This is a genomic window from Kineococcus mangrovi (assembly GCF_041320705.1).
Classification (GTDB): domain Bacteria; phylum Actinomycetota; class Actinomycetes; order Actinomycetales; family Kineococcaceae; genus Kineococcus; species Kineococcus mangrovi.
The window spans coordinates 84,644-106,481 of the sequence record NZ_JBGGTQ010000010.1; the positions used below are offsets into that span (position 1 = coordinate 84,644).

The 21,838-nt window shown below is 75.6% G+C and carries 24 protein-coding genes; 4 read left to right on the forward strand and 20 right to left on the reverse strand.

The genetic code is table 11. From position 1 onward, the window contains the following. The first annotated feature begins 143 nt into the window (after positions 1–143). From AB2L28_RS18620 to AB2L28_RS18630, 3 genes are all read left to right on the forward strand, one after another. Entirely contained in the window at positions 144–1,370 is a 1,227-nt protein-coding gene (locus AB2L28_RS18620) for a pyridoxal phosphate-dependent aminotransferase (protein ID WP_370720486.1), read from the forward strand. After that, positions 1,367–1,729: a TraR/DksA family transcriptional regulator gene (locus AB2L28_RS18625; RefSeq protein ID WP_370720487.1), complete on the forward strand. Its 363-nt coding sequence runs from the start codon at positions 1,367–1,369 to the stop codon at positions 1,727–1,729. The genes AB2L28_RS18620 and AB2L28_RS18625 overlap by 4 nt, the downstream gene beginning before the upstream one ends. Positions 1,730–1,902: 173 nt before the next feature. Continuing rightward, on the forward strand, positions 1,903–2,451 hold the full coding sequence (locus AB2L28_RS18630) for a peptidoglycan DD-metalloendopeptidase family protein (protein WP_370720488.1): 549 nt from the start codon (positions 1,903–1,905) through the stop codon (positions 2,449–2,451). 14 nt (positions 2,452–2,465) lie between these two features. Here the strand turns inward: AB2L28_RS18630 and whiG are convergent, their stop codons facing one another. Together whiG and AB2L28_RS18640 are read right to left on the reverse strand one after the other, a co-directional pair. Next, the gene (gene whiG / locus AB2L28_RS18635) at positions 2,466–3,473 is read right to left on the reverse strand and encodes an RNA polymerase sigma factor WhiG (RefSeq protein ID WP_370720489.1); all 1,008 of its coding nucleotides are present in this window, start codon (positions 3,471–3,473) and stop codon (positions 2,466–2,468) included. 21 nt (positions 3,474–3,494) lie between these two features. After that, a complete protein-coding gene (locus AB2L28_RS18640) occupies positions 3,495–4,466 on the reverse strand; it encodes a tyrosine-type recombinase/integrase (RefSeq protein WP_370720490.1) in 972 nt (323 codons plus the stop codon). A gap of 90 nt (positions 4,467–4,556) precedes the next feature. Between AB2L28_RS18640 and AB2L28_RS18645 the strand changes: the two genes are divergently transcribed. Next, positions 4,557–4,910 (forward strand): histone-like nucleoid-structuring protein Lsr2, encoded by a 354-nt coding sequence (locus AB2L28_RS18645; RefSeq protein ID WP_370720491.1) that lies wholly within the window; start codon positions 4,557–4,559, stop codon positions 4,908–4,910. On the opposite strand, the gene AB2L28_RS18650 is transcribed toward AB2L28_RS18645, so the two are convergent. The 18 genes from AB2L28_RS18650 to AB2L28_RS18735 form a co-directional block, all read right to left on the reverse strand. Beyond that, positions 4,897–6,066, reverse strand: coding sequence for an RtcB family protein (locus AB2L28_RS18650; RefSeq protein WP_370720492.1), 1,170 nt, complete (start codon positions 6,064–6,066; stop codon positions 4,897–4,899). The two genes, AB2L28_RS18645 and AB2L28_RS18650, sit on opposite strands and share 14 nt — an antisense overlap. A 110-nt stretch (positions 6,067–6,176) precedes the next feature. Continuing rightward, positions 6,177–7,346, reverse strand: a complete 1,170-nt coding sequence (dprA, locus tag AB2L28_RS18655) for a DNA-processing protein DprA (protein ID WP_370720493.1) — start codon at positions 7,344–7,346, stop codon at positions 6,177–6,179. Continuing rightward, positions 7,343–8,896 (reverse strand): YifB family Mg chelatase-like AAA ATPase, encoded by a 1,554-nt coding sequence (locus AB2L28_RS18660; RefSeq protein ID WP_370720494.1) that lies wholly within the window; start codon positions 8,894–8,896, stop codon positions 7,343–7,345. Before AB2L28_RS18660 ends, dprA begins: the two co-directional genes overlap by 4 nt. Then, complete coding sequence (locus AB2L28_RS18665; RefSeq protein WP_370720495.1) at positions 8,896–9,264, reverse strand: YraN family protein; 369 nt, start codon at positions 9,262–9,264, stop codon at positions 8,896–8,898. Before AB2L28_RS18665 ends, AB2L28_RS18660 begins: the two co-directional genes overlap by 1 nt. Before the next feature lie 260 nt (positions 9,265–9,524). Beyond that, a complete protein-coding gene (locus AB2L28_RS18670; protein WP_370720496.1) occupies positions 9,525–9,851 on the reverse strand; it encodes a DUF2469 domain-containing protein in 327 nt (108 codons plus the stop codon). A 7-nt stretch (positions 9,852–9,858) separates the two neighbouring features. After that, positions 9,859–10,665 carry a ribonuclease HII gene (rnhB, locus tag AB2L28_RS18675; RefSeq protein WP_370720497.1) on the reverse strand — a complete coding sequence of 269 codons (807 nt, stop codon included), beginning with the start codon at positions 10,663–10,665 and terminating at the stop codon, positions 9,859–9,861. Then, entirely contained in the window at positions 10,662–11,402 is a 741-nt protein-coding gene (gene lepB, locus AB2L28_RS18680; protein WP_370720498.1) for a signal peptidase I, read from the reverse strand. The genes rnhB and lepB (AB2L28_RS18680) overlap by 4 nt, the downstream gene beginning before the upstream one ends. Beyond that, positions 11,399–12,088 (reverse strand): signal peptidase I, encoded by a 690-nt coding sequence (gene lepB, locus AB2L28_RS18685; protein WP_370720499.1) that lies wholly within the window; start codon positions 12,086–12,088, stop codon positions 11,399–11,401. The genes lepB (AB2L28_RS18680) and lepB (AB2L28_RS18685) overlap by 4 nt, the downstream gene beginning before the upstream one ends. A 136-nt stretch (positions 12,089–12,224) precedes the next feature. Next, entirely contained in the window at positions 12,225–12,587 is a 363-nt protein-coding gene (gene rplS, locus AB2L28_RS18690) for a 50S ribosomal protein L19 (protein WP_370720500.1), read from the reverse strand. A gap of 157 nt (positions 12,588–12,744) precedes the next feature. Further along, positions 12,745–13,563 carry a tRNA (guanosine(37)-N1)-methyltransferase TrmD gene (trmD, locus tag AB2L28_RS18695; RefSeq protein ID WP_370720501.1) on the reverse strand — a complete coding sequence of 273 codons (819 nt, stop codon included), beginning with the start codon at positions 13,561–13,563 and terminating at the stop codon, positions 12,745–12,747. After that, positions 13,563–14,084 carry a ribosome maturation factor RimM gene (gene rimM, locus AB2L28_RS18700; protein WP_370720502.1) on the reverse strand — a complete coding sequence of 174 codons (522 nt, stop codon included), beginning with the start codon at positions 14,082–14,084 and terminating at the stop codon, positions 13,563–13,565. The genes trmD and rimM overlap by 1 nt, the downstream gene beginning before the upstream one ends. 106 nt (positions 14,085–14,190) lie before the next feature. Beyond that, positions 14,191–14,430: an RNA-binding protein gene (locus AB2L28_RS18705; RefSeq protein WP_370720503.1), complete on the reverse strand. Its 240-nt coding sequence runs from the start codon at positions 14,428–14,430 to the stop codon at positions 14,191–14,193. 4 nt (positions 14,431–14,434) lie between these two features. Continuing rightward, positions 14,435–14,827: a 30S ribosomal protein S16 gene (gene rpsP / locus AB2L28_RS18710; protein WP_370720504.1), complete on the reverse strand. Its 393-nt coding sequence runs from the start codon at positions 14,825–14,827 to the stop codon at positions 14,435–14,437. 127 nt (positions 14,828–14,954) lie between these two features. Next, complete coding sequence (locus tag AB2L28_RS18715) at positions 14,955–16,052, reverse strand: amidohydrolase family protein (protein ID WP_370720505.1); 1,098 nt, start codon at positions 16,050–16,052, stop codon at positions 14,955–14,957. A 7-nt stretch (positions 16,053–16,059) separates the two neighbouring features. Next, positions 16,060–17,631 (reverse strand): signal recognition particle protein, encoded by a 1,572-nt coding sequence (gene ffh / locus AB2L28_RS18720; RefSeq protein ID WP_370720506.1) that lies wholly within the window; start codon positions 17,629–17,631, stop codon positions 16,060–16,062. 9 nt (positions 17,632–17,640) lie between these two features. Further along, complete coding sequence (locus tag AB2L28_RS18725) at positions 17,641–20,043, reverse strand: [protein-PII] uridylyltransferase (RefSeq protein ID WP_370720594.1); 2,403 nt, start codon at positions 20,041–20,043, stop codon at positions 17,641–17,643. Between the two features lie 60 nt (positions 20,044–20,103). Further along, positions 20,104–20,442: a P-II family nitrogen regulator gene (locus AB2L28_RS18730; RefSeq protein ID WP_370720507.1), complete on the reverse strand. Its 339-nt coding sequence runs from the start codon at positions 20,440–20,442 to the stop codon at positions 20,104–20,106. Beyond that, positions 20,439–21,782, reverse strand: coding sequence for an ammonium transporter (locus AB2L28_RS18735; RefSeq protein ID WP_370720508.1), 1,344 nt, complete (start codon positions 21,780–21,782; stop codon positions 20,439–20,441). Before AB2L28_RS18735 ends, AB2L28_RS18730 begins: the two co-directional genes overlap by 4 nt. Between the last annotated feature and the right edge of the window lie 56 nt (positions 21,783–21,838).

Here is a 21,838-nt window from a genome sequence, read left to right on the forward strand (position 1 = left end):
CCGACCACCGGGACGACCCGGTGGACCGAGAGGGTGCTCCCCTCCGCACGGCGCGGAGAGCGGGAACGCGATGTCGCCCTGGACGTCACCGGTCCGCAGTAGCGCGGACGGGACGCACGGAACGCCCTCGTAGTCTACGACGCGTGAGCACTGGTCTCGACCGCGGCGCGTCCACCCCCGTCGCCGCACCCCCCGGACCGGCCGGCGTGCGGCGCATGCGGCGGTTCGGGCCCACGGTCTTCGCGGAGATGTCGGCCCTGGCCCAGCGCACCGGGGCCGTCAACCTCGGGCAGGGCTTCCCCGACACCGACGGCCCGGGCTCGCTGCTCGAGGACGCCGTGGCGGCGCTGCGCTCGGGGGCCAACCAGTACCCGCCCGGGCTGGGGGTGCCGGAGCTGCGCGAGGCCGTGAGCCGGCACCAGGAGCGCTGGTACGGGCTGCGACCCGACCCGGACACCGAGGTGCTCGTCACGGCCGGGGCCAGCGAGGCCACCGCCGCGGCGCTGCTCGGGCTGTGCGAGGCGGGCGACGAGGTCGTCGTGCTCGAACCGGCCTACGACGCCTACCCCGCGCTCATCGCCCTCGCCGGCGCGGTGCAGCGCTCGGTGCCGCTGCTGCCGACCGCCGACGGCTTCGCCCTCGACCGCGCGGCCCTCGAGGCCGCCTTCAGCGACCGGACGCGGCTGGTCCTGCTCAACACCCCGCACAACCCGACGGGCACGGTGCTGTCCGACGACGAGCTCACCCTCGTCGCCCGCCTCGCCGCCCGCCACGACGCCGTCGTCGTCACCGACGAGGTCTACGAGCACCTCGTGTTCACCGGGCACCGGCACCGTCCGATCGCCACCCTGCCGGGCATGGCCGAGCGGACGCTGACGGTCTCCTCGGCGGGCAAGACGTTCTCCGTCACCGGCTGGAAGGTCGGCTGGGTGAGCGGCCCCGCCCCGCTCGTGGCGGCCGTGCGGGCGGTCAAGCAGTTCCTCACCTACGTCAACGGCGCCCCCTTCCAGCCCGCCGTCGCCAAGGCCCTGGACCTGCCCGGGGCGTTCTTCACCGAGCAGGCCGGCGACCTGCAGCGTCGCCGGGACCTGCTGAGCGAGGGCCTGCGCTCGGCCGGGTTCGGGGTGCGGACCCCGGCCGGGACGTACTTCGTCGTCGCCGACCCGGCGCCGCTCGGGTTCGACGACGGGACGGAGCTGTGCCGCCGGCTGCCGGAGCTGGCCGGGGTCGTCGGCGTCCCGGTGAGCGCGTTCTGCGAACCCGGTGGAGCGGCCGCCGGGGCGAGCGCCGCCCTGGTGCGGTTCACGTTCTGCAAGTCCGACGCCGTGCTGCTCGAGGCCTGCGACCGGTTGCAGGCCCTGCGCCGGTGAGGCCGCCGGGACCGGCCGACCTGCGCACCGCCCTGGAGGTGGAGCGGACCGAGGCCCTGGACCGGGCCGCGGCGCTGGAGCGCGAGCTCGCGAGCGCCCTGGAGGCGGCCGCCGAGGGCACCGCTGACGACGAGCACGACCCCGAGGGGTCGACGACGGCCTTCGAACGCGCCCAGGTCGCCGCGGTGCTGGAGCAGGTGCGGGAGCGGTTGAGCGCCCTGGACCTCGCCCTGGACCGCCTCGGGGAACCGGGGTTCGGGCTGTGCGAGCGGTGCGGGCGCCCGATCGCCCCCGGCCGCCTGGCCGCGAGGCCGTGGACCACGACGTGCGTGGGGTGCGCCGGGCGACCGCGGCGGTAGCGCCCGCCCGCGCCCGCTCCCGCGCCCCCTCCGGCGCCCCGTCCGGTGCACGGCCTGGGGACGGCGGGCATCGCGGGTCGTCCCCGGCTCCACACGCGGCCGAGCGGCCCGGCCGTCCACACCGGCCACCCGACGGACCGGACCCCACCGCGGGGCCGGGGCAGGCTGGCGACGTGCTGGGTACAGGGGTCACCGCCGCTCTGGGGTCCGTCGCGGTCGCGGGGCTGGCCGCCGCCCTCGTCGTGGCCGTTCCCCCACCGGTGGACGCACCGCCGCACGCGCCGGCGCCGGCCCCCGGACGGGGGACCACCGCGCGGACGTGGACGTGGCCGGTGGACCCGCCCCGGGTCGTCCGCACCTTCGACGACGTGGGCCGCTACGCCGCGGGTCACCGGGGGGTGGACCTGGCGGCCGCCCCGGGGGCGCCGGTGGTGGCGGTCGCCGCGGGGGAGGTCACCTTCGCGGGGCCGGTCGCCGGTCGCGGCGTGGTCGTCGTGGCGCATGTCGACGGCCTGCGCACGACGTACGAACCGCTCGACGCCTCGGTGCGCTCCGGGCAGACGGTGGTGGCGGGAGCGGTGCTCGGCAGCCTCGCCGCGCAGCCGCGGCACTGCCCCGCGTCCTGCCTGCACCTGGGGCTGCGTCGGGACGAGACCTACCTGGACCCGCTGGCCCGGCTGCGGGGCGCTCCCCCGGTCCTGCTGCCGCTGGGACGGCCGTGAGCCCGGTCGCGAGGTCAGCTGGCGTCGGACAGCTTGCCGCGCAGCTGCAGGACGGCCTTGGTGTGCATCTGGCAGATCCGCGACTCGGTGACGCCGAGGACGCGCCCGATCTCGGCCAGGGTGAGGCCCTCGTAGTAGTAGAGGGTGACGACGATCTTCTCGCGCTCGGGCAGCTGGTTGATGGCGCGCGAGAGCAGGAACTTCGTCTCCTCGCTCTCGAACGCCGCGACGGGGTCCTCGGCCTTGGTGTCCTCGAGGGTGTCGACGAGGGAGAGCTTGTCGCCCTTCTCCCCCGACACGCTGAGCAGCTCGTCGAGGGCGACCACGTTGACGTAGGAGACCTGGCTGAAGATGTGGTGCAGGTCCGACAGCGCGATGCCCATGCGCTCGGCGACCTCGGCCTCGGTCGGGGTGCGGTGCAGCTCGCCCTCGAGCGTGGCGTAGGTCCGTTCGACCTCGCGGGCCTTGCTGCGGACCGAGCGGGGGATCCAGTCGATGGCGCGCAGCTCGTCGATGATGGCGCCGCGGATGCGCGAGATCGCGTACGTCTCGAACTTGATGGCGCGCTCGATGTCGAACTTCTCGATGGCGTCGATGAGGCCGAAGATGCCGTAGGAGACGAGGTCGGCCTGCTCGATGTTCGGCGGCAGCCCGACGCCGACGCGCCCGGCGACGTACTTGACCAGCGGGGAGTAGTGCATGATCAGCTTCTCGCGGACGTAGGGGTCCGCGGTGGCCTTGAAGTCCTCCCACATCGCGCGCAGGGCCGCCTCGGCCGCCTCCTGCTCGGGGGTGAGCGGACCCTTGCCCTTGCGGCTGGTGAAGCGTGCGTTGGCCTGCGGTCGTCCCGCGGGCTGGACCTCCTCGGCGGTCCCGGCGGTGTCCACCGCTGCCGAGGGGGTCGTCTGGTCCGTGCCGGTGGCGTCGATGCCGCGCTCCATCCCGTCGTCGACCACTCGCAGACCGGAGTCCGGCTCCGTCCGCGCGGTGGTGGCCCGCTCCTGCGCCGCTCCTGGTTCCACCGTGGTCCTCCCCCCGGACCGTCAGGCCCGGGGGTGGGCCTGACGGTGAGAACTCCGCAACCGTTCCACGGAGACGTGTGTGTAGATCTGCGTCGTTGACAGCGTAGCGTGACCAAGCAACTCCTGTACGCTACGAAGGTCAGCTCGACCGTCCAGCATGTGGGTCGCCGCCGCGTGCCGCAGACCGTGCGGGGACGTGTGCGGCGCACCGGGGACCGCGGCGACCGCGCGGTTGACGACGGTGCGCACCTGACGCTGGTCGATCCGGCCGCCCCGCACCCCCAGGAACACCGCCTCGGCGGACGCCGGTCCGACCAGCGCCGGCCGTCCCCGCTGCAGCCACGCCTGGAGCGCCCGGGCCGCGGGGTCGCCGAAGGGCACGACGCGCTCGCGGTTCCCCTTGCCCAGGACCCGGACCTGGCGGTGCCCGAAGTCGAGGTCGCCGACGTCCAGGCCGACGACCTCCGCGACGCGGCAGCCCGTGGCGTAGAGCAGCTCCAGCAGCGCGCCGTCCCGCAGGTCCTGCGGATCGGCGCGGGCGTCCGCCCGGGCCGCGACCGCCGGCTCCAGCGCGGCCTGGACCTGGCTCTGGGCCAGGACCCGGGGCAGGTCCCGTGAGCGCCTGGGGGCCTGCAACCGCAGTCCCGGGTCCTGCGCCGCCAGCCGGCCCGTGCGGTGGGCCCACGCCGTGAAGGTGCGCGCCGCGGCCGCCCGCCGGGCCAGCGTGGACCGCTGGTGGCCCGCGGCAGCGCCCGTCTGCCACGCCCGCAGGTCCGGCAGGCCGAGCAGCCCGAGGTCGAGCACCCCGTCCTCGGCGCCCGGCAGGACCGTGCGCAGCAGGTCGCGGACGTCGGCGCAGTAGGCCCGGACGGTGTGCTCGGAGCGGTTGCGCTCGGCCCGCAGGTGGGTGGCGAACGCCGTCAGCAGCTGCTGGAGGTCCTCACCCCGGCGCTCGGTCCGCTCGTGCGACGCCCCGGTCGTCTCAGCTCCCACCGCAGCACCGTCACGCGTCACCGACGGCGGTGCAAGCCGCCGCGCGAGCACCGCCCCGGAGCCCGGTGCCGGCCGTGGCAGGATCGCGCCGTGGCTCAGCGCTCGCACACGGTGCTCACCGACGACGTGGACGGCGGCCAGGCCGTCGAGACCGTCGCCTTCGGCCTCGACGGCGTCTCCTACGAGATCGACCTGTCGACGACGAACGCGGCCGCCCTGCGGCGCGCCGTGAGCCCGTACCTCGAGCACGGTCGTGCGCTGACGTCCCGGCGCCGATCGACCCGGACCACCGGCGCGCGAGTCCCCGGCACGACGGACGCCGGCACCGGGGCCGGCAGCGGGGCCGACGGCGGCGCCGTGCACGCCTGGGCCCGGGAGGACGACGTGCCCGTCGACGGGTGGTCCCGGGGGCCGGCCCCGGGACCACCCGTCAGTCACCCTTGACGTTCACCACCTGGCGCAGGACGTGCCGGACCTCGACCAGGTCGGCCGCGTCGGCCATGACCCGGTCGATGTCCTTGTAGGCGGCCGGGATCTCGTCCAGGAACGCGTCGGTGTCCCGGTACTCGATGCCCTTCATGGCCTCCCGCAGCTGCTCGTGGGTGAACGCCCGGCGGGCCGCCGACCGGCTGTGCTGGCGCCCCGCCCCGTGCGGGGAGGAGTTCAGCGACATGACGTCGCCCTTGCCGGCCACGACGTAGCTGGCGGTGCCCATGGACCCCGGGACGAGCCCGGGACGTCCGGCGTCGGCCGCGATGGCGCCCTTGCGGGACAGCCAGACCTCGCGGCCGAAGTGCCGCTCGCGCGCGGTGTAGTTGTGGTGGCAGTTGATCCGCTCCGCCTCCTGGACCGCCGTCCCGAGGAAGTCGGCGAGCCGGGCGGCGACCCGGTCCACCATCTCCTCCCGGTTCAGCAGCGCGAAGTGCTGGGCCCACTGCAGGTCGCAGAGGTACTCGTCGAACTCGGCCGTGCCCTCGACGAGGTAGGCGAGGTCCCGGTCCGGCAACGGCACGAACCACTGCCGGCACAGGCGCTGCGCGACCCCGATGTGGTGGGTGGCGAGCTTGTTGCCCGGACCGCGCGAGCCCGAGTGCAGGAACAGCCAGACCCGGTCCAGCTCGTCGAGGGAGACCTCGATGAAGTGGTTGCCCGACCCCAGGGTCCCGAGGGCCAGCCGCCAGCGCGGGACGAGCTGGTCGCGGAACGCGGCCCGGGCCGGCTCGAGCGCCTCGAGCTCGGCGACCCGGGGGGCGGCCGTGGCCGACACCTCGCGGTTGGCCGCCCCCGCCGACAGCGGCACGGCGGCCTCGATCGAGGTCCGCAGGACCGACAGGTCGCGACCGGCGAGGTCGGTGGCCGTGAACTGCGTGCGGACCGCGATCATGCCGCACCCGATGTCCACCCCGACCGCGGCCGGGATGATCGCCCCGTCGGTCGGGATGACGGACCCGACGGTCGCCCCCTTGCCGAGGTGGGCGTCGGGCATGAGGGCGATGTGCGGGTGGATGAAGGGCATGGTGGCCGCCACCTGGGCCTGCCGGCGCGTCCCCTCCTCCAGCACGGACGCCCAGTTCACCAGCTTCTTCCCCAGACGCTCCACGATCTCTCCCTCTCTGCTCACAGCCTGCGCGGCAACGGTTTCCGCGCCAGGCACGAGGGACGAGGGACGACGATACGCGTGCGGCGTTCCGGTCCCCACTGGTTTTCCGCTCACACCCCCGCGGCCCGGCGCCAGCCGCCGTCGGCGCGCACCGCGTGGCCCGACAGTTCCAGGCGGCCGAGCAGGGCCTGCACGGCGCCGACGTCGAGCCCGGAGCCCCGGGCGAGGGAGTCGAGGTCGGTGCCGACCCGCCGGGGCAGGCACTCGGCCACCCGCAGCTCCTCGCGGTCCAGCCCGTCGAAGGGCCGCCGCTCGACCGGCGGCGTCGAGACCGTCTCGGCCCCGAGGTCGCCGAGCAGTTCGGCCGCCTCCTCGGCGCTCGTGACGCAGACCGCGCCCCGGTCGCGCAGCAGGCGGTGGCAGCCGGCCGAGGCCGGTGAGGTCACCGGCCCGGGCACGGCACCGACGGGCCGGTGCAGGCGCTCGGCCCGGTCGGCCGTCGACAGGGCCCCGGACCGCCACGCCGCCTCGACCACGACCGTGCCGCGGGTCAGGGCCGCGATGAGCCGGTTGCGCTCCAGGAAGCGCCACCGCGTGGGGGTGCTGCCCGGGGGCACCTCCGAGACGAGCGCTCCCGTCCGCGCCAGCCGGGCCAGCAGCGCGGCGTTCCCGGGCGGGTAGGAGCGGTCGACCCCGCAGGCCAGGACGGCCACGCTCGTCCCCTCCACGGCGACCGCGGCCCGGTGGGCCGCGGCGTCGATGCCGAACGCGCCGCCGCTGACGACGGCGAAGCCCCGGTCGGCGAGACCCACGGCGAGGTCGGCCGCGACGTGCTGGCCGTACGCCGTGGCGGCCCGGGAGCCGACGAGGGCGGCGCTGCGGGCGGCGACGTCGGCCAGCCGGGCGGGCCCGCGCACCCACAGGCAGAAGGGCGCCCCCAGCGGCCGCTCCCCCGTCGCGTCGAGGTCGAGGTCGCTCAGCCCGACGGGCCACTCCTCGTCGCCGGGCACCAGGAGGCGCCCACCCGCGGCGCGGACCGCGGCGACGTCGCCCGCCGGGTCGACGTCGTCCAGCCGTGTCCGCCACCGCTCCGGGCCGCGGCCGGTGACGACGGCCTCCAGCGCCAGCGGCGCCCCGACCTCGGCGACCAGCCGGGCGGCGGCGGCGTCCCCCGGCTCGGCGAGGCGGCTCCACGCCGCCCGCGCCAGCCGGTCGTCGTCCAGCGCGTCCCGCAGGGCGGGCGGCACCCGGGTGCCGTGACCGCCGACGGGGCGGCTCACGCGGCCACCGCCGTGCTGAGGGCTCCGCGCAGCGCGAGGGCCCGGCCCACGTCGTCGCGGTCCGGGGCCACTGCCCCCCGCAGGTCCGCCACCGTCCACGCCAGCCGCAGCACCCGGTCCACGCCGCGCAGGGTCAGCACGCCCCGCTCCAGGGCCCGGTCGAGGTCGCGCGTGACGCCGGCCGCGAGGCGCAGCGGGCCGCGCAGGAGCGGGCCCTTGAGCTCCCCGTTCGTCCGCGCCCCGTGCCGGCCCAGCCGCTCGGTCTGCACCGCCCGGGCCGTGGCGACCCGGGCCGCCACGACGGCCGTGCCCTCCCCCGCGACGGCCTCGGCCACCTCGGCGCGCGTCACGGCCTGCACCTGCAGCTGGACGTCGACGCGGTCCAGCAGCGGCCCGGACAGCTTCGCGGCGTAGCGGCGCCGCGCCTGCGGCGAGCACGTGCAGTCCAGCCCCTTGCCCACGGCCCGGCCGCAGGGGCACGGGTTGGCCGCGAGCACGAGCTGGAACCGCGCCGGGTACCGCGCCGCGCCGCGGGCGCGGTGCAGGACGAGCTCGCCGTGCTCCAGCGGCTGGCGCAGGGCGTCGAGGACCCGGGCCTCGAACTCGGAGGCCTCGTCGAGGAACAGCACGCCGCGGTGGGCGCGGGAGACCGCCCCCGGCCGCGGCACCCCGCTGCCACCGCCCACGACGGAGGCGACCGAGGCCGTGTGGTGGGGGTCCTCGTAGGGCGGGCGCGTGACGAGGGCCGTGCCCGGGCGCCCGCGCAGGGTCCCGGCCACCGAGTGGACCGCCGTGACCTCCAGGGCGGCCTCCTCCTCCAGGTCGGGCAGGAGACCGGGCAGGCGGGCCGCGAGCATCGTCTTGCCCGCCCCGGGGGGCCCGTTCATCAGCAGGTGGTGGCCCCCCGCGGCGGCCACCTCCAGGGCGAAGCGCGCCTCGCTCTGGCCCACGACGTCGGCCAGGTCCAGCGGGCGGCCCGCGAGCGCCCGCTCGGGCGGGACGAAGGCGCGGGGCGGTTCGGGCAGGTCCACGGGCGGGTCGCCGCGGTAGTCCGCGACGAGCTCGGCCAGCCAGCGCACCCCGCGGACGACGACCCCCGGGACGAGGGCGGCCTCCTCGGCCGTCGCCTCCGGGACCACGACGCGCCGGACACCGGCGCGGGCCGCGGCCAGCACGGCGGGCAGCACCCCGTCGACGGCGCGCACGCTGCCGTCCAGGCCCAGCTCACCGAGGTGGACCGTCTCGGCGGAGGCCTCCGGCGGCAGGACACCGGCGGCCGTGAGCGTGGCCACCGCCACGGCGAGGTCAAACGCCGACCCGGTCTTCGGCAGCGTGGCCGGTGAGAGGTTCACCGTGATCCGCTGCGCCGGCAGCGGGAAGCCGGAGTTGGCCGTCGCGGCCCGGACGCGGTCCTTGGCCTCGTGCAGGGACGCGTCGGGCAGCCCGACGAGCACGAAGGCGGGGATGCCGGGGGAGATGTCGGCCTCGACCTCGACGAGGTGGCCGTCCAGGCCGACGAGCCCGACGGCCAGGGAGCGGGCGAGCGCCATCAGAGCACCCCCCGCAGGTGCTCGACCCGGGCCGGTCCCCGCTCGGCGGGGGTCACCGCCACGACGTCGAAGCGGATGCCGGCGGGCGCCACCGCCGGGTGGGCCTTCAGCCACTCCTGGGCCAGCTCCTGCAGCCGGGTCAGCTTCTGCGGCGTCACCGCCTCCGCGGGCGTGCCGGCGCTGGTGCTGCGGCGGGTCTTGACCTCGCACACGACCAGTTCGTCACCGTCCCGGGCCAGGACGTCGATCTCCCCGTGCCGGCAGCGCCAGTTCGTCTCGAGCACGGTCATGCCCGCCTCGACCAGCCACCGGGCCGCCACCCGTTCCCCGTACCGCCCCACGGCGTCCTTCGCGCGCACGTGCACCACCTCCGCGGCACAGCCTGCGGCGGTGGGGAGGGCGTGGCGGGCGGGTCGGGACCCGCTGTGGACGAGGGAGGGGCTGTGGGGACCGGTCCGGCACGGGACGTCGTCGTCCACGGGCCGGGGCGGCGGACCGGAACGCCGTCGGCGGTGGGGACGCGCCCCAGCGACCCCCCGGCAGTGGGGCGCGTCCCACGGGTGCATCGACCCAGCGTGCCGAGGCGTTACCGCCGACGCCGGTCGTCACCCGGACGGCCGACCCGGGGTCAGCGTTCGCGCAGGTCCGGCCCGTCGGGGACCTCGATGTCGCGCTTCTGCAGCTCCTCGACGTTGACGTCCTTGAACGTCACCACCCGCACGTCCCGCACGAACCGGGCCGGGCGGTAGACGTCCCAGACCCAGGCGTCGTGCAGGGCCACCTCGAAGTACGTCTCACCGTCGGCCGTGCGGACCTGCAGGTCCACCGAGTTGGCGAGGTAGAAGCGCCGTTCGGTCTCCACCACGTACGAGAAGAGCGAGACGACGTCCCGGTACTCGCGGTAGAGCTGCAGCTCCATCTCGGTCTCGTAGTTCTCCAGGTCCTCGGCGCTCACGGGACCATCATGCCTCCCGGGCACCCGAGGTGCGGGAGGTGAGGTCCGAGAGCACCCCGTCCCCCGGCGAGACCGGGTCCAGGTCCTGCGCGGGCGCCTCGACGAGACGGGGTCCGGGCGCGGCCGCGCCGGGCAGCCGCCAGCTGCGGCGGTGCTGCTCGCAGCTGCCGCGCTCGGCGAGGGCCCGCAGGTGCTCCGGGGCGCCGTACCCCTTGTTCCCCGCCCACCCGTAGTGCGGGAAGGCGGTGTGCCGCTGCGCCATCACCGCGTCGCGGGTCGTCTTGGCCAGCACGCTCGCCCCGGCCACGGCGGCGCAGGACACGTCCGCCTTGACGCGGGTCGTCACGGCCGGCCCGTCCCACGGCGCGGCGGGCCCCTGCCCGTCCAGCCCGTCCAGCAGCGACGGTTCCCGCGGGTCGCTGAGGTAGTCGTGGCCGCCGTCGAGGATGACGACGTCGGGCCGGACCGGCAGCTGGGCCAGGGCCCGCCGCCCGGCCAGGCGCAGCGCGGCGGTGATGCCGATCGCGTCGATCTCGGCCGGCTCGGTGTGCCCGACGGCCCAGGCGAGCGCCCAGCGGCGCACCGCGGGCGCCAGGGCGTCCCGGGCGGCGGGTGTCAGCAGCTTGGAGTCCCGCAGCCCGGTGGGCGCGGTGCGGGTGCTGCCGTCCACGACGAGGACCCCCACGCTCACGGGACCGGCGAGCGCCCCGCGGCCCACCTCGTCCACCCCGGCGACCAGGGCGTGGCCCGAACGCAGGAGCTGCCGCTCCAGGCGCAGGGAGGGAGCCGCCGGGGCGCGGGTGGCGGGGCTCACCCCACCCCCGCCGGGCCGGGGACGGAGGCGAAGTCGTCGGGGGTGCCGAGCCAGGACCAGTGCGCCAGGGGCCACACGATCACGTACGCGCGGCCGACGACGAGGTCGATCGGCACGAACCCGTCGTACGGCTTGTCCTGGTTGTAGCGGGAGTCGGCGGACTCGGCCCGGTTGTCGCCCATGACCCACAGCTCACCGGCGGGGACGGTGACGTCGCACTGCTGCTCACTCGGTGAGGTGGAGGAGACGTAGGGCTCGTCCACGGCGACGTCGTTGACGGTGACCGTGCCGTCGGGGGCGCACACGACGTGGTCGCCGGGCAGTCCGACGACGCGCTTGATGAGGTGGTCGTCGGAGTCCTCCGGCAGCAACCCGACGAAGGTCAGCGCCTCGGCGACGACGGTGCCCACCGGGCCGCGCTGCGTCGGCGTGGTCGGCTCGAGCCAGCCACCGGGGTCGGAGAAGACGACGACGTCACCGCGGTGCAGCTCGAACGGGCCCGGCGTCAGCTTGCTGACGACGACGCGGTCGCCGATGTCGAGCGTGCGCTCCATGGACTGGGAGGGGATGAAGAACGCCTGCAGGAGGAACGTCTTGACGACCAGCGAGACGACGAGCGCGACCACGACGACGAGCACGGTCTCGCGGATCGCGCCCACCACGCCCGTGCCGGCGGACCGGCGCCGGGGCGCGGGCTCCTGCGCGGACGTGTCCTGCTCGGTGTCCCCGGCGCTCACGAACCGCTCCCCCGTCCGACGGTGCCGACCGCGTCCAGCGGCCAGGTGGTGGCGACGACCCGGCCGACGACGTCGCCGAGGGCGATCGTGCCCCCGCCCGGCGAGCCGAGGTGGGAGCGCGAGTCGACCGAGTCGCTGCGGTGGTCCCCCATCACCCACACTCGCCCCTGCGGCACGGCGATGTCGAACCGGAGCTCGCTCGGCGCGTCGCCGGGCTGCACGTACGGCTCGTCCAGGGGCTCACCGTCGACGAGGAGGCGGCCCTGGGCGTCGCAGCAGGTGATGCGCTCACCGGGCAGGCCGACGACGCGCTTGACGAAGTCGGACTCCCCGGGCCGGAAGCCCAGCAGCCCGGCGACCCCGGCGCCGACCGCGGCCAGGCCCTGCGGGTCCGGTGGGGCGTCGGCGAAGGTGCCGGTGCCGTCGAAGACGACGACGTCGCCGCGCCGGACGTCGGAGGCGTCGACGCGCCAGACGGCCACGCGCTCCCCCGGCTGCAGCGTCGGCTGCATCGAGTCCGAGGGGATGGAGAAGGTCTGCACGACGAAGGAGCGGACGACCAGGACGATCAGGAGGGCGATGGCGAGCACCAGCACGGCGCGTCCCCCGTGCGAGGGGCCGCGGTCGACCGCCGTGCCCGAGGGGTCACCGGGCGGGACCGACGGCCGCGGCTGGGTGGTCGTCACGGGGCTCCTGCCTCACGGGGACTGCGCGCCGCGAGGGCGCGGCCCGTGGAGTCTAGACGGGCCGCCTGGGAACCCGGCCGGAACGACACGAGCCGGGCCCCGTGCGGGACCCGGCTCGTGGGTGGAGGTGCTGGACTCAGCCGCGGGGGCTGCCGGAGTCGCGACGCTCCTTGATCTTGGCGGCCTTGCCGCGCAGGTCGCGCAGGTAGTACAGCTTGGCGCGCTTCACGTCACCGCGGGTCACGACCTCGATCTTCTCGATGACCGGGGTGTGCAGCGGGAAGGTGCGCTCCACGCCGACGCCGAAGCTGACCTTGCGGACGGTGAAGGCCTCGCGGATGCCGCCGCCGGTGCGGCGGATGACGACGCCCTGGAAGACCTGCACGCGCGAGCGGCTGCCCTCGATGACCTTGACGTGGACCTTGAGGGTGTCACCGGCCCGGAACTCCGGGACGTCGCTGCGCAGCTGGGCTGCGTCGATGCTGTCGAGCACGTTCATGGCTGAAGCTCACTTCCCCTGTCGACGCCACAGGTCATCGGCACAGGCGTTGGTCCCGCGACGGGCGTCCGGTGGGGCTCGCCCCCTGTGGCAGGCGCACCCTCCGCGGCCCGGAGGCAGCGGTCACCGGCCGTCACGGCTCGTTGGTGTCAGCGGATCAGTCTGCCACAGCGGCGCTCGTGGGGCCGAACCCGTGATCCCCGGGGGCCCAGCCGAGGTCGGCGAGGACGGCGAGGTCGCGCGCGTCGCACCGCGCCGGGTCCAGCCGGGCCACCACGTCGGGGCGGCGGGAAGCGGTGCGGCGCAGCGCCTCGTCGCGCCGCCAGCGGCCCACGGCGCCGTGGTCGCCGCCGGCGAGCACGGTCGGGACGTCCAGGCCGCGCCAGGAGGCGGGCTTGGTGTAGGCGGGGTGCTCCAGCAGCCCGTCGTGCTCGGGGGCGTGGCTCTCCTCGGTCAGGGAGGCCGCGTTGCCGACGACCCCGGGCACGAGGCGGACGACGGCCTCGGTGATCGCCAGAACGGCGACCTCACCGCCGTTGAGCACGTAGTCCCCCAGCGACACCTCTCGCACGCGGACGCGCCCGCGGTAGTGCTCCACCACCCGCGCGTCGATGCCCTCGTAGCGGCCGCAGGCGAAGACGAGCCACGGTTCGGCGGCGAGGTCGACCGCCGCCCGCTGGCCGAAGACCTCCCCCACCGGGGAGGGGACGAGGAGGACGGGCCCGTCCTGGCCGGCGCCGGGCGGCGGGTCGGCCAGGACGGCGTCGAGGGCCTCGCCCCACGGTCCGGGTTTCATGACCAACCCCGCGCCCCCGCCGTAGGGGGTGTCGTCGACCGTGCGGTGGCGGTCGTGGGTGTGCTCGCGCAGGTCGTGGACCCGCACGTCGAGCAGCCCCTGGGCCTGCGCCCTGCCGATGAGCGAGAGCTGCAGCGGCGCGAGGTAGTCGGGGAAGATGGTGACGACGTCGAGGCGCACTAGCCCTCCTCCCCCGCCAGCTCGGCGAACAGCCCGCCCGGCGGGGCGAGGACGACCTTGCGCCGGCGCACGTCGACGGTGGGGACGATGGCGCGGACGAAGGGCACGAGCACCTCGCGGCCGTCGGTGCCGGTGACGACGAGGACGTCCTGGGCCGAGCCGGTCAGCAGGTCCGCGACGGTGCCGAGCGGGGTGCCGGTGACCGTCACGGCGGCCATCCCCCGCAGCTGGTGCGGGTACCAGGCGTCGTCGGTCTCCTCGGCCTCGTCGTCGACGTCGACGAGCAGGAGGGTGTCGCGCAGGGCCTCCACGGCGGTGCGGTCGGCGACCTCGCGGAAGGTCAGCAGGAGGGTGCCGTTGTGCCAGCGGGCCGCGGCGACGGTGAGCGGCCCGGCCGCCGGGTCGGTGCGCAGCACGGCCCCGGGCACGAAGCGCTCGTCGGGGTCGTCGGTGCGCACCTCGACGGTGACCTCGCCCCGCACCCCGTGCGGGCGCCCGACGCGGGCGACGACGTACTCCACGAGATGTCCTCCGGGTGGGTGGGGTGGAACGGCAGGACGCCGGGGCCGCGTGCGCGACCCCGGCGTCCGGGGGTGGTGCTGGGTGGCCGTGCCGGTCTCGACGGCGTCAGCGCCGGTCCACGTCGACGAGGTCGACGCGCACCTGCTTGCCGCCGGCGAGCGCCCCGACGACGGTGCGCAGGGCCTTGGCCGTGCGACCGGCGCGGCCGATGACCCGGCCCAGGTCGTCCGGGTGCACGCGAACTTCGAGCACGGCACCGCGCCGCAACGTCTTCGACGTCACCTGCACGTCGTCGGGGTTGCCGACGATGCCGCGCACCAGGTGCTCGAGGGCGTCCGCGAGCACCGGGTCAGGACTCTTCGGCCGGCGCGTCGGCGGCGGGGGCCTCGGCGGGCGCGGGGGCCTGCTTGGCCGCACCACCGGCGGGGATGCGCGGGGGCTTGGTGTTGGCGCTGGGGGTGCGGTAGCGGCCCTCGGCACCGGGCAGGCCCTTGAACTTCTGCCAGTCACCCGTGACCTTGAGCAGCGCCGCGACCTGCTCGGTCGGCTGCGCGCCGACGCCGAGCCAGTACTGGACGCGCTCGGACTTGACCTCGATCGTCGAGGGGTCCGTCATCGGGTTGTACAGGCCGACCTCTTCGATCGCGCGACCGTCGCGCTTGCTGCGCGAGTCGGCGATGACGATGCGGTAGAACGGCGCGCGGATCTGGCCCATGCGCTTGAGGCGAATCTTGACAGCCACGGTGTGGGGTGTCTCCCGGTTCTGGAGTGTCGAACGGACCGCCCCGGTGTGGGGACGCCGGGACGGGCGGTTCAGGGACGCGCTCGCCCCGGGTGAGAGGGTCCCTGGGCGATCGAGTGCCCGACCATCATGCCAGAGGTCGCGCACCGGCCACGACACGACCGCGCAGGACGACCCGCGGGTCCCGCAGGACCGCCAGGTCGGCCCGCGGGTCGCCGTCGACGACGAGCAGGTCCGCGCTCGCCCCCTCGACCAGGCCGGGGTGGCCGAGCCAGCGACGGGCGGCCCACGCTCCGGCGTCCAGGGCGGCGGTCCGGGACAGCCCGGCGGCGGTCAGCTCGTGCAGCTCGTCGACGACGAGGCCGTGCGGCAGGACGCTGCCGGCGTCGGTGCCGGCGAAGACGGGGACGCCGGCGGCGTGCAGGGCGGCGACGGTGTCGTACCGGCGCGCGTGCAGGGCCCTCATGTGCGCGGCGTACGCGGGGAACTTCGGCTCCCCCCGGTCGGCGATGCCCGGGAAGGTCGCGATGTTCACCAGCGTCGGGACGACCGCGACCCCGGCGGCCGCCAGCCGGGGCAGCAGTTCCGGCCCCAGGCCCGTGCCGTGCTCGATGCCGTCGACGCCGGCCGCCAGCAGGTCCTCGACACCGTCCTCGCCGAACTGGTGGACGGTGACGCGCGCCCCCAGCTCGTGCGCGGCGGCGACCCCGGCGGCGAGCACGTCGGCGGGCCAGCACGGGGCGAGGTCGCCGGTGGCGCGGTCGATCCAGTCCCCCACGAGCTTGACCCAGCCGTCACCGCGGCGGGCCTCGACCCGGACGTGCTCGACGAGGTCCTGGGGTTCGATCTCGTGCGCCAGGCCCCGCAGGTAGCGGCGGGTGCGGGCCAGGTGCCGGCCGGCGCGGACGATGCGCGGCAGGTCCTCCACCTCGTCCATCCAGCGGGTCTGCGAAGCCGACCCCGCGTCCCGCAGCAGGAGGGCACCGGCGTCGCGGTCGGCGAGCGCCTGGGTCCGGGACACCTCGTCCTCGACCCGCCCGTGCGGTCCGATGCCGACGTGGCAGTGCGCGTCGACGAGACCGGGCAGCACCCACCCGTCCAGGCGCGTGGTGCTCGCGCCCGGCGGGCGCTGGAAGGTCAACCGGCCGTCGAGGACCCAGGCCTGCCCGGCGACCTCCTCGGGGCCGAGGAGGACCGGACCGGTGAGGTGCAGCGCCTCGCTCACCGCTGGCTCACTGCCCGAGGTACTTGTCGAACCCCTTCGGCAGGTTCAGGTCGGCCGGGTCGAACCCCTTGGACGCGTCGGGCAGGCCGAAGGCCGAGCCGGGCTGCGCCGCGGCGCGGTCGGCGGCCGCCTTCTGCTCGGCGGCGCGCTTGGCGGGGTTGCCGCTCTTGCCCTTCTTGCCCTTGGACGCCGCGATGCGGGCCTTCTGCTTCTTCGAGGCCCCCGCGCCCGGGCCGCCGGGCATCCCGGGGATGCCGGGCAGCCCACCGCCGCCGAGACCGTTCTTCAGGGATCGCATCATCTTCTGCGCCTGCCCGAAGCGCTCGAGCATGTCGTTGACGGCCGAGACGCTCTGCCCGCAGCCGGCGGCCACGCGGGCCCGGCGCGAACCGTTCATGATCCGCGGCTGGCGGCGCTCCAGCGGGGTCATCGAGCGGACCATCGCCTCGATGCGGTCGAACTCGCGCTCGTCGAAGGCGTCGAGCTGCTGGCGCATCTGGGCCATGCCCGGCAGCATCCCGAGCATCTTCTTCAACGACCCCATGTTCCGGATCGCCTGCAGCTGCTGCAGGAAGTCGTCGAGGGTGAAGTCCTCGTCGGCCGCGAACTTCGCGGCCATGGCCTGGGCCTGGTCGGCGTCGAAGGCCTTCTCGGCCTGCTCGATGAGGGACATGACGTCGCCCATGTCGAGGATGCGCGAGGCCATGCGGTCGGGGTGGAACAGCTCGAAGTCGTCGAGCTTCTCGCCGGTGGAGGCGAACATGACGGGCTGGCCGGTGACGTGGCGCACCGACAGGGCCGCACCGCCGCGGGCGTCGCCGTCGAGCTTGGTGAGGACGACGCCGTCGAAGCCGACGCCGTCGCGGAACGCCTCGGCGGTGGCGACGGCGTCCTGGCCGATCATGGCGTCCAGGACGAACAGGACCTCGTCGGGCCGCACGGCGGCGCGGATGTCGATCGCCTGCTGCATCATCTCGGCGTCCACGCCGGTGCGGCCGGCGGTGTCGACGACGACGACGTCGTAGTGGTGGCGCTGGGCGTGCTCGATGCCGCGCTGGGCCACCGAGACCGGGTCGCCCACGCCGTTGCCCGGTTCGGGGGCGAACACGTCGACCCCGGCGCGCTCGCCGGTGATCTGCAGCTGGTTGACCGCGTTGGGGCGCTGCAGGTCGCAGGCCACGAGCAGCGGGCGGTTGCCGTTGCCCTTCAGCCAGCGGCCGAGCTTGCCGGCCAGCGTCGTCTTCCCCGCGCCCTGCAACCCGGCGAGCATGATCACCGTGGGCGGGTTCTTGGCGAACCGCAGCCGGCGGGTCTCGCCGCCGAGGATGCCCACGAGCTCCTCGTTGACGATCTTGACGACCTGCTGGGCCGGGTTGAGGTGGCCCACGACCTCCGCGCCGGTCGCGCGCTCGCGGATGCGGGTGGTGAAGTCCCGCACGACGGGCAGGGCGACGTCGGCGTCGAGCAGCGCGCGGCGGATCTCCCGCACGGTCGCGTCGACGTCGGCTTCGGTCAGCCGCCCCTTGCCGCGCAGCGACTTGAACGTGGCGGTGAGGCGGTCGGAGAGCGTGGCGAACACGCCCCCACCTTAACCGGCGGGTCGCGCCGGCCCCGGCACCTCCGCCGCGTCCGACAGGGCCTGGATGGCCATGGCCACCCGCGGCGGGGACAGCCGCTCCCCCGTGGGTTCGGCGAGGTAGAGGACGTCGACGGCCTGCGCCGCGTACGTCGCCACGTGCGCGGAGCGGATGTCGATGCCCTCCACGGCCAGGGCCCGGCCGAGGGCGTGCAGCAGACCGGGGCGGTCGGCGCAGCGCACCTCCAGCACGGTGGCGCGGTCGCTGGCCCCGGGCAGGATGACGACCCGGGGGTGGGCCACGAGCGCGCGCGGGCCGCCGGCGGGCCGGGGGGTCTGGGCGTCGCGGGCCGCGAGCCGTTCCAGCAGCGCCACGTCACCGCCGACGATGCGCTCCAGGCTCTGGCGCAGCAGCTCGGCCGAGGGCGCCTCCCCCGCCGGCGACTCCACCCACCAGGAGTCCACGGCCACGCCGTCGAGCGTGCGCACGAGGGCGGAGCGGACGAGGAAGCGGTGCCCGGCCAGCAGGCCCGCGAGGTCGGCGAAGACCCCGGTGCGGTCGGGGGCGACGACGGTGACGACGAAGAAGCCGTCGACCTCGCGCACGTCGAGGCGGGTCCGGCCGTCGGCGGCCGTGGCGGCGGCGAGGGCCTGCTCGGCGGTGTCGAAGGGTGCCGGGCCGGGCGCCTCCTCCCCCGCCAGGGACTTGCGCGCGCGCGCGACGAGCCCGTCGACGAGCCGGGCCCGCCACGGCGACCACGCGGCCGGGCCGGCGGCCCGGGCGTCGGCCTCGGTGAGGGCGCGCAGCAGGTGCAGGGTCTCCAGGCGGCCGTCGACCGCCTCGACCAGGGCCGCGACGGTCTGCGGGTCGTCGGGGTCGCGGCGGGTCGCGAGGTCGACGAGGGTCAGGTGCTCGGCCACCAGGCGGCCGACGACCTCGACGTCGGCGGGGGCGAACCCGGCGCGGGCGGCGACCGCGCGGGCCAGGGGCGCCCCGGTGCGGGAGTGGTCCTGCGCACCGGGCAGCTTGCCGAGGTCGTGGGTGAGGGCGGCCAGCAGCAGCACGTCGGGGCGTTCGACCTCGCGCAGGAAGGGCCCGGCGGCCACCGCGGTCTCGATGAGGTGGCGGTCCACGGTCCAGCGGTGCACCGCGTTGCGCTGCGGGCGGTTGCGGATCCCCGCCCACTCCGGCACCCACCGCTCGACGAGCCCGACCATGTCGAGGGACTCCCACACCGGCACCTGCGCGGGACCGGCGGCGAGCAGTTCCAGCAGCGCCTCGCGGGCGGCCACGGGCCAGGGGTCGGGCAGGGGCGGGCACGTCGTGACGAGGTGCTCCAGCGTCACCGGGGACAGCGGCAGCCCCGAGCGGACGGCGGTGGCGGCCGCGCGCAGCGGCAGGACGGGGTCCTCGGCCGGGCTGACCCCGGCGCCCAGGACGACCTCGCCGTCGTGCTCGACGAGGCCGTGGCCCAGGGAGCGCAGCCGGGGACGCTTGCCCTGGGCGCGGAAGCGGCGCGTCGGGACGGACTGGCGCGCCCGGCGGGCGGTGAGGTCGACGGCCGCGGAGATCGTGCGGGCGGCCTGGGCGATGGCGGCGAGCAGCAGGTCGGCGTCGGCGAACCCGCACACGACGGCGGTGGCGTCCTGCTCGGCGAGCACGAGGCGGTCACCGGGCCGTCCGGAGGAGGCCTGCAGGCCGTCGCGGACGTCGAGCAGGAGGGTGTGGGCCTCGTCGACGGCACCGTGCGGGCGGTCGGTGAGCCAGCTGGCGGCCAGCGCGCGCAGGGTGATGGCGTCGCGCAGGCCGCCGCGGGCCTCCTTGAGGTCCGGTTCGAGCAGGTAGGCGACCTCCCCGAAGCGGGCGGCGCGTTCGGCGAGGGAGTCCAGCACCTGCGGCAGCCGGCGCCGGGCCCCCGCGCGCCAGTCGTCGAGCAGGTGCCCGCGGGTGCGGGCGACCAGGCCGCCGTCACCGGCGACGACGCGCAGGTCGAGCAGACCGGTCGCGGCGGCGAGGTCGACGGCGGCCACCTCGCGGCACTCCTTGGCGGTGCGGACCGAGTGGTCCAGGCGCAGGCCGTTGTCCCACAGGGGGTACCAGATCCGGTCGGCCAGGGCCGCGACGTCGTCGCGGTCCAGGGACCGGCCGTCGTGCAGCAGGACGAGGTCCACGTCGCTGGCGGGACCGGCGTCGCGGCGGGCCAGCGACCCGACGCAGGCCAGCGCCACGCCCGAGCCCTCCCCCGCGCCCCCGGCGAGGGGACCGGCCGGGCCGCCGAGCGGTTCGACGGCCTGGTCCCACACGTCGCGCAACCGGGACTCCACGAGCTGGACCAGCTCGGCGCGGCGGTGCGGGCCGGGCCTGCCGGCCCGCACCGCCAGCGCGAGTCGCTCGGTGCGCAGGTCCGCGCTCAGCGCGGACCCGCTGCGGGGGCGTGCACGGGATGACCTCCAGGAGGGGTGGGTGCGGGTGGGTCAGAGCGCGTCGGGGCCGTGCTCGCCGGTCCGGACCCGGACGACGTCGTCGACCGGCTGCGTCCAGACCTTGCCGTCCCCGATGCGCCCGGTCTGGGCGCTCTTGACGACGACCTCGACGACGTCGTGGGCGTCCACGTCGTCGACGAGGACCTCCACGCGCACCTTGGGCACGAGGTCGACGGTGTACTCCGCCCCCCGGTAGACCTCGGTGTGCCCGCGCTGGCGGCCGTAGCCGGAGGACTCCGAGATCGTCAGGCCCTGGATGCCGTAGGCCTCCAGCGCCGACTTCACGTCGTCCAGCTTGTGCGGCTTGATGATCGCGGTGATGAGCTTCATGCGGAGACCTCCGAGCTTCCGGACGAGTGACGGGCGTCGGTGGGCCGGGCCGGGGACCCGGCGACCCGGCCGCCGCCGGAGGTCAGGGTGCCCCAGTCGTAGCCGGACTCGGCGTGCTCGGCCTGGTCGATGCCGGCGACCTCGTCGTCCTGGTCGAGGCGGAAGCCCATCGTCTTCTGGATGACGGTGCCGATGACCCAGGTCAGGACGAAGGAGTAGCCCAGGACCGCGACCGCCCCGACGACCTGGCGCCACAACTGGTCGACGCCGCCGCCGAAGAACAGGCCGTCGACACCGGCGGGGGTGGTGGCCGAGCCGAGGAAGCCGATGGCGATGGTGCCCCACAGACCACCGACGAGGTGGACGCCGACGACGTCGAGGGAGTCGTCGTAGCCGAGCTTGTACTTCAGGCCCACGGCCAGGGCGCACAGGACGCCGGCGACGGCGCCGAGGACGATGGCCATCACCGGGCTGACGGCGTTGCAGGCGGGGGTGATGGCGACCAGGCCGGCCACCGCGCCCGAGGCGCCGCCCAGGGACGTGGCGTGCCCGTCGCGGACCTTCTCGGTCAGCAGCCAGCCCAGGATCGCGGCCGAGGTCGCGACGATCGTGTTGACGAAGGCGACGGCCGCGGTGTTGCCCGCCGACAGGGCGGACCCGGCGTTGAACCCGAACCACCCGAACCAGAGCAGGCCCGCGCCGAGCATGACCAGGGGGAGGTTGTGCGGGCGCATCGGGTCGCGGCCGAAGCCCTTGCGCTTGCCCAGGACGAGCGCCAGGGCGAGGCCGGCGGCGCCGGCGTTGATGTGGACCGCGGTGCCACCGGCGAAGTCGAGGGCCAGCAGGTTGTTGGCGATCCAGCCGCCGACCACGTCGTCGCCGTCGAAGGCGAACACCCAGTGCGCGACCGGGAAGTAGACGAGGGTGGCCCAGACCCCGGCGAAGACCAGCCAGGCGCCGAACTTGGCGCGGTCGGCGATCGCCCCCGAGATGAGGGCGACGGTGATGATGGCGAACACGCCCTGGAAGGCGACGAAGGCCATGACCGGGTAGGGCGCCGAGGTGTCCTCGCCGAGCATCCCCGACAGGCCGAAGTACTCGAACGGGTTGCCGAGCAGGCCACCGCCGACGTCGTTCCCGAAGGCGATCGAGTAGCCGTACAGCACCCAGAGGACGCCGATGAGAGCCAGGGCGCCGAAGCTCATCATCATCATGTTGAGCACGCTCTTGGCGCGGACCATGCCGCCGTAGAAGAGCGCGAGGCCGGGGGTCATGAGCAGCACGAGCGCCGCGCTGGTCAGGATCCAGGCGGTGTCACCTGAGTTCAGGGCCGAGTCCATGGGCAACGGGGCCTTCCGCGAGGCCGGCGGGGCCGGCGATGGAGGGGGTCGGGATC